Annotated in this window: 7 protein-coding genes and 1 pseudogene; 4 read left to right on the top strand and 4 right to left on the bottom strand. The window is 69.6% G+C overall.

Translation table 11 applies throughout. The features are described 5' to 3' along the window. Positions 1-73: 73 nt before the first annotated feature. Positions 74-382, bottom strand: a pseudogene (locus tag HUU95_RS04640) (aldolase/citrate lyase family protein); the annotation flags it as partial. Positions 383-451: 69 nt separating this feature from the next. On the opposite strand from HUU95_RS04640, the gene cyoA reads away from it, so the two are divergent. From cyoA to cyoD, 4 genes are read left to right on the top strand one after another with little or no spacing between them, the layout of a single operon-like run. Then, complete coding sequence (cyoA, locus tag HUU95_RS04635) at positions 452-1303, top strand: ubiquinol oxidase subunit II (protein WP_254602619.1); 852 nt, start codon at positions 452-454, stop codon at positions 1301-1303. Next, a complete protein-coding gene (cyoB, locus tag HUU95_RS04630; protein ID WP_217429771.1) occupies positions 1300-3300 on the top strand; it encodes a cytochrome o ubiquinol oxidase subunit I in 2001 nt (666 codons plus the stop codon). Before cyoA ends, cyoB begins: the two co-directional genes overlap by 4 nt. Further along, positions 3297-3938 (top strand): cytochrome (ubi)quinol oxidase subunit III, encoded by a 642-nt coding sequence (locus HUU95_RS04625; protein ID WP_174279036.1) that lies wholly within the window; start codon positions 3297-3299, stop codon positions 3936-3938. The genes cyoB and HUU95_RS04625 overlap by 4 nt, the downstream gene beginning before the upstream one ends. After that, positions 3935-4309 carry a cytochrome o ubiquinol oxidase subunit IV gene (gene cyoD, locus HUU95_RS04620; RefSeq protein WP_174279035.1) on the top strand — a complete coding sequence of 125 codons (375 nt, stop codon included), beginning with the start codon at positions 3935-3937 and terminating at the stop codon, positions 4307-4309. Before HUU95_RS04625 ends, cyoD begins: the two co-directional genes overlap by 4 nt. A gap of 101 nt (positions 4310-4410) precedes the next feature. On the opposite strand, the gene HUU95_RS04615 is transcribed toward cyoD, so the two are convergent. The 3 genes from HUU95_RS04615 to HUU95_RS04605 all read right to left on the bottom strand — a co-directional run. Beyond that, positions 4411-5379 carry an NADPH:quinone oxidoreductase family protein gene (locus HUU95_RS04615; protein ID WP_174279034.1) on the bottom strand — a complete coding sequence of 323 codons (969 nt, stop codon included), beginning with the start codon at positions 5377-5379 and terminating at the stop codon, positions 4411-4413. 34 nt (positions 5380-5413) lie between these two features. Continuing rightward, complete coding sequence (locus tag HUU95_RS04610; RefSeq protein WP_174279033.1) at positions 5414-6694, bottom strand: Nramp family divalent metal transporter; 1281 nt, start codon at positions 6692-6694, stop codon at positions 5414-5416. A 44-nt stretch (positions 6695-6738) separates the two neighbouring features. After that, the coding region (locus tag HUU95_RS04605; RefSeq protein ID WP_174279032.1) for a DNA-3-methyladenine glycosylase family protein at positions 6739-7126 on the bottom strand (388 nt) is incomplete at its 5' end.

The following is a 7126-nucleotide window of genomic DNA, read 5'->3' as shown; positions in this document are numbered from 1 at the left end:
AGATGGATTCGGAGGTCGAGGGTGCGATGGCATCGGGCACCGTCGGCGAGCAGGCGGACGGCTATCTCGGTTTCGCGCGCGCCCGCGCCAGGTCGTCGGGCCCGTCCACCTTGGGCAGCACGACCGCCGCCGCGCCGCGTGCCGCCCACAGGTCCGCCGCGCTCCATTCGGTGTCCATTCCGTTGACCCGCACCGCCGCCATGCGCGTCCCGAAGCCACCCAGCGCGGCCATCGCCGCGTCGCGCGCCGCCACCTTTTGCTCGGGCGCCACCGCGTCCTCCAGGTCCAGGATCACCGCATCGCACGGCAGGCCCTGCGCTTTGGCGATCGCCCGCTCGTTCGACGCGGGCATGAACAGGACGGAGCGGAGCATCGGCGGCATCGGCGGCCCGTAGCATGGATCATGACTTGTGTGGTGGCGGGCCATCGCCACACCGGTTAGGGAAGCGCGGTGCGCCGGGTCCTCACGCTGCTGTTGCTGTTGCCGCTCGCCGCGTGCGAGCCGGGCGTGCTCAATCCCGCCGGCCCGGTCGCCGCCGGCGACCGGACGGTGCTGCTCAACGCGCTCGCCGTCATGCTGGCGATCATCGTCCCCGTCATCGTGCTCACGCTGGCCTTCGCCTGGTGGTTCCGCGCCGGCAACACGCGGGCGAAGTACCGCCCCGACTGGAGCTATTCAGGCCAGTTGGAGCTGCTCGTCTGGTCGATCCCGCTGCTCGCGGTCATCTTCCTCTCCGGCATCGCCTGGATCGGCAGTCACCGGCTCGATCCCGCCCGCCCGCTGCCGGGCAAGGCGATCCCGGTGCAGGTCGTCTCGCTCGACTGGAAATGGCTGTTCATCTACCCCGATCAGGGCGTGGCGACGATCAACCATCTCGTCGTCCCCGCCGGCCGGCCGATCGCGCTGCGGCTCACCTCGGCGACCGTGATGAACAGCTTCGCCGTGCCGCGGCTCGGCAGCCAGCTCTACGCCATGAGCGGCATGGACGCGAAGCTCAACCTTCAGGCCGATCATCCCGGCCGCTATCGGGGCTGGTCCGCGCATTACAGCGGCGCCGGCTTCGCCGACATGACCTTCGCCGTCGACGCGCTGCCGGGCGGCGGCTTCGAGCGCTGGGCGGCCGGCGCGAAGGGCAGGGGCCCCGCGCTCGACGCCGCCACCTATCGCAAGCTCGCGCTGACGGAGGCGACCGCGCGGCCCGCCACCTTCGGCGCTGTCCAGCCCGGCCTGTACGACTCGGTCGTCGCCAATGCCGGCACCACCGCCAGCCGTCCGCTGGCGCATTCGGGACGCGTGGAATGATCTTCGGCCGCCTGGGCTGGGACGCGATCCCCTTCGATCAGCCGATCCCGCTGGTCGGCGCCGGCGTGTTCGGCCTGCTGATCGCCGGCGTGCTGGTCTGGGTCTGGCGCGCCGGCCATGTGCCGTATCTGTGGCACGAGTGGATCACGTCCGTCGATCACAAGCGGGTCGGCGTCATGTACGTCATCTTCGCGCTCGTCATGCTGCTGCGCGGCTTCATCGACGCGCTAATGATGCGCGCGCAACAGGCGGTGGCGATGGGGCATCAGGGCTACCTGCCGCCCGATCACTATGATCAGATCTTCACCGCGCACGGGACGATGATGATCTTCTTCGTCGCCATGCCGTTCATGATCGGACTGATGAACTTCGCCGTGCCGCTCCAGCTCGGCATCCGCGACGTGGCCTTCCCGACGCTCAACAACGTGTCCTTCTGGCTCACCGCGTCCGGCGCGCTGCTCATCAACATCAGCCTGATCGTCGGCGAGTTCGCCAAGACCGGCTGGATCGTCTACCCGCCGCTGTCGGAGCTGCGCTTCTCGCCGGGCGTCGGTGTCGACTATTACCTCTGGTCGTTGCAGATCAGCGGCGTCGGCACGCTGCTCAGCGGCGTCAACTTCGTCACCACCATCCTCAAGACCCGCGCCCCGGGCATGTCGTACACGCGCATGCCGATGTTCTGCTGGACGTCGCTGGCGATGAGCCTGTTGATCGTCGCCGCCTTCCCGATCCTCACCGCCACGCTCGGCATGCTGACGCTGGACCGCTACGCCGGCTTCCACTTCTTCACGAACGAGCTGGGCGGCAACCAGATGATGTTCGTCAACCTGATCTGGGCGTGGGGGCATCCGGAAGTGTACATCCTCGTCCTCCCCGCGTTCGGCATCTTCTCGGAAGTGGTATCCACCTTCTCGGGCAAGCCGCTGTTCGGCTATCGCTCGATGGTGGTCGCGACCATGGCGATCTGCCTGCTCGCCTTCATGGTCTGGCTCCACCACTTCTTCACGATGGGGGCGGGCGCCGACGTCAATGGCTTCTTCGGGATCACGACCATGATCATCGCGGTGCCGACGGGCGTGAAGGTGTTCAACTGGCTGTTCACCATGTGGGGCGGGCGCATCCGCTTCGCGCCGCCGATGCTGTTCGCGATCGGCTTCATCTGCTCCTTCGTCATCGGCGGCATGACCGGCGTGCTGCTCGCCATCCCGCCCGCCGACTTCCAGCTGCACAACTCGGTGTTCCTCATCGCGCACTTCCACAACATCGTCATCCCGGCGGTGCTGTTCGGCGCGTTTGCCGGCTATCAATACTGGTTTCCCAAGGCGTTCGGCTTCCGGCTGAAAGAGGGCTGGGGCGTCGCCGCCTTCTGGCTGTGGACGGTCGGCTTCTACATGGCATTCATGCCGCTCTACGTGCTCGGCCTGATGGGAATGACGCGGCGCTTGCAGCATTATGACGTGCCCGCGTGGCAGCCCTGGCTGTGGGTCGCCGCCGCCGGCGCGCTGGTCATCGCGTGCGGCATCGCGTGCCTGTTGATCCAGCTCTATGTCTCGATCCGAGACCGCGCGAGCCTGGTCGATGACACGGGCGACCCGTGGGACGGCCGCACGCTGGAATGGTCGACCACGTCGCCGCCGCCGCCCTTCAACTTCGCCGTCCTGCCCAATGTCGAGGGCGAGGAAGCATATTGGACGGTCAAGGGCCGCGCGCGTGAGAAGCGCGAGCTGAGCGAGCGGCCCGACTACCAGCCCTTCCATCTGCCCCGGCCATCGCCGACCGGCTTCGTCTGCGCCTTTTTCGCGACGCTGCTCGGGTTCGCGCTGGTGTGGCATATCTGGTGGGCGGTGATCGCCGGCTTCCTGGGCGCATGGGCGACGTTCGTGGTGTTTGCCTGGCGCGACGACGCGGAGGAAGAGGTGACGGCCGACGACGCGCGCCGCCTCGATGATGAGCGCCGCGCCGGCAAGGCCCGGCTGCTGAAGCTGGAGCCGGCATGACCGCCGCGACCGCGCCCGCCGATCCGCACGCGCTCGGCCATCACGACGACCAGCCGATGAGCGAGCGCGGCCCCGCGCCCAAGTCGATCGTCGTCGCCTATGGTTTCTGGATTTTCCTGCTCACCGACTTCATCCTGTTCTCGGGTTTTTTCGCGTCCTACGCGGTGCTGCACGGCGAGACGGCGGGTGGCCCGTCGGGACGTCAGCTGTTCGAGTTCCCGCTGGTGGCGGCCGAGACGGGCGTGCTGCTCGCCTCCTCCTTCGCCTGCGGCATGGCGACGGTCGCGCTGGAGGAGGATCGGCAGGGCTGGTTTCAGGTCGCGATGGCGGCCACGGGCGCGCTGGGCACGGTGTTCCTGGGTATCGAGCTGTACGAGTTCCTGCATCTGATCGGTGAGGGCGCCGGGCCGGATCGATCCGCCTTCCTGTCCGCCTTCTTCGCGCTGGTCGGCTGCCATGGCCTGCATGTCATGCTGGGCCTGTTGTGGCTGTTGACGATGATGGCGCAGGTCTGGGCCAAGGGCTTTCGCGACGATATCGTCCGGCGCGTGCGCTGCTTCGCGCTGTTCTGGCACGCGCTCGACATCATCTGGGTGGCATTGTTCACCACCGTGTATCTGCTGGGAGCCGCCGCATGACCGAGCATACGGACGTCGCGCCCGGCGACAAGAACGAGCGTTCCGCGCGCCGCTCGATCCTCGTCTATCTGGTCGGGCTCGCCGCCGCGACGGGGCTGACGATCGCCTCGTTCGCGGTCGCGGACGGTTATGGCGGCATCTGGAGCGAGGGCGTGCCCGTCGCATTGATGGCGTTGGCGGTCGGCCAGATGGGCGTCCATCTGGTCTTCTTCCTTCACGTCACGACCGGGCCGGACAACACCAACAACGTCCTGGCCCTGGCCTTTGGCACGCTGATCGTCGGGCTGGTGATGGTGGGCAGCCTGTGGATCATGGCGCACGTCAATCACCAGAACATGAGCACGGCGGCGATGGCGCGGATGCAGCGCTGATCCGCGCGCATCGACGGCACGGCCTGTTCCGCCACCGATCACGACAGCCCCCGCTTCGGGCCGCCCTGAGGTGAGCGCCGCCTGTCGCGCCACCGTCCACCCTATGGTTCGAGGACCAGCTTGCCGACGTGACGCGCCGCCGCCATGTCGTCGAAGGCCTGCCGCCAGTCGTCCAGCGGGTGGATCGCGTGAAGACGCGGCCGAATCAGGCCGCGGGCGGCCAGGTCCCAGACCGCGTCCGCCGCCGCCCGCCCCGCCGCCGGGTTGCGCCGGCCATGTTCGCCCGCGCGGACGCCGATGACCGAGAAGCCCTTGATCAGCGCGACGTTGGTCGGCAGCGACGCGATCCGCCCGGAGGCGAAGCCGACGACCAGGAGGCGCCCCCCATGGGCGATGCAGCGGGTCGACTGATCGAAGACATCGCCGCCCACGGGGTCGAAGACGAGGTCGGCGCCGCCATTGGTCAGCGTCGTCACCGCCCCCCGGAAATCGTCGGCCGGCAGCCGCCCGTGCAGCGGCAGATCGCTGGCGACGATGCCGAGCTTGAGCGGCGAGCGCGACGTGGCGATGACCCGCGCGCCGAGCGCCTGCGCCAGGTCGGCGGCGGCCAGCCCGACGCCCCCCGTGGCGCCATGGACGAGCACCCAGTCCCGCGGCTTCAAGCCACCCAGCGCCACCAGCGCGACATGGGCGGTGAGGTAGGCGACGCCGATCGCCGCCCCGCGTGCCCAGTCGATGCCGTCCGGCAATCGCCGCGCCGCGCTCGCGTCCACCACCACCAGATCGGCGAAGCTGCCCGTCCGCGTCCCGGCCACGACCCGGTCGCCGCGTGCGAAGCCGCTGTCGGGGTCCGCCTCCAGCACCTGCCCCGCCATCTCCATGCCCAGCGCGAAGGGAAGCGGCGGCTGGAGCTGGTACGTCCCGCGCGTCATCAACAGGTCCGGATGGTTGAGCGCCGCCGCACGGACCCGGACCAGCAGCTGGCCGGGATACCGGCGCGGCGCGGGGACTTCGACCAGGCCGACGCCGGACAGGTCGTCCGACAACGCCCGGACCACCAGCGCCCTCACCGACCCGACCCCGCCGGCGCGACCGCCGTGGCGTTCACACCATGCTCCACAGCAGCGACAGGTTGAGCACGATGATCAGCCCCGCGATCGTCCAGGCGAGGCCGTGCAGCCAGCGCGGGCTGACGTGCGCGCCCATCAACGCGCGGTCGCCGGTGAAGCGGACCAGCGGCACGACGGCGAAGGGCAGTTGCAGGCTCAACACCACCTGGCTCAGCACCAGCAGCCGCGTCGCGCCCGCGTCGCCGGTGGCGACGACCACGAGCGCGGCGGGCACGATCGCGAGCAGCCGCGTCACCAGCCGCCGCGCCCAGACCGGCAGGCGCAGGTGGAGGAATCCCTCCATGACGATCTGGCCCGCCAGCGTTCCCGTCACCGTCGAGTTCTGGCCCGAGGCGAGCAGCGCCACCGCGAACACCGCGCTCGCCGCGCCGACGCCGAGCATCGGCGACAGCAGGTGATAGGCGTCGCCGATCTCCGCCACGTCATGCCGTCCGCCGACATGGAAGGTGGCGGCGGCGACGATCAGGATCGCGGCGTTGATGAAGAAGGCGAGGCCCAGCGCGACCGTGGAGTCGATCGTGGCCCATCTCACCGCCTCGCGCTGGTCGGTGAAGGCGCGGGTCTGGACGATGGAGGAATGGAGATACAGATTATGCGGCATCACGGTCGCGCCGAGGATGCCGATCGCGAGGTACAGCCGCGCCGGATCGGTGACGAGGTCGGCCGTGGGCAACAGCCCCGCCAGCATCGCGCCGACCGCCGGCCGCGCCTGCGCCACCTCGAACACGAAGCAGCCGGCGATCAGCACGAGCAAGGCGACGACGAACAGCTCCAGCTTGCGGAAGCCGAACCGCTGCAATCCCAGGATCACGAACACGTCCAGCGCGGTGATCGCCACGCCCCAGACCAGCGGCAGGCCGAACAGGAGCTGGAGCGCGATCGCGGTGCCCAGCACCTCCGCCAGGTCGCAGGCGACGATCGCCACCTCCGCCAGCAGCCACAAGCCGATCGCCGTGCCCCGCGAGTAGCGCGCGCGGCAGGCCTGGGCGAGGTCCATCCCCGAGGCGATGCCGAGCCGGACGCACAGCGCCTGCAACACGATCGCCATCAGGTTGGACAGCAGCACGACCGACAGCAGCGCATAGCCGAACGCCGAGCCGCCGGCGATGTCGGTCGCCCAATTGCCCGGGTCCATATACCCGACCGCGACCAGGAAGCCCGGCCCGGCGAACGCGAACCACCGCCGCCAGCCCGCGCCCGTCGGCACCGCGACCGTGCGGAAGCTGTCGGCGAGCGAGGGGGGCGGGGATGCCATCGCGAATCGTGGTCGCACAGATGCGGCGCGATAGGACAGGCTTTTCAGATCACCGCCATGTCGCTGTTATAATGATGCCAGGCAAAGATCGCCGCCGCGCCGCGATGGGGGCGCCAGGCGTCGGCCAGCTCGCGCGTGCGGCGTTCGCTCGGACGGTCGGGATGGCCCAGCAGGCGCCCGACCTCGATCTGCACCGCCAGGTCGCCGGCGGGCCAGATATCCGGCCGGCCCTCCGCGAAGAGCAGGTAGATCTCCGCCGACCAGCGGCCGATGCCCTTGACCCGGGTGAGCGCAGCGATCGCCGCCTCGTCGTCGGCCGGCAACACGGCCAGCGGCAGACGGCCGCTCGCGACCTCGTCGGCGAGGCTGCGGGCATAGCCGGCCTTTTGCCGCGACAGGCCGGCGGTGCGTAGTTGCGCGTCGGTGGCGGCG

Source organism: Sphingomonas bacterium, from assembly GCF_903643065.1.
Classification (GTDB): Bacteria; Pseudomonadota; Alphaproteobacteria; order Sphingomonadales; family Sphingomonadaceae; genus Sphingomonas.
This window is presented reverse-complemented; position numbering and strand designations above follow the sequence as displayed.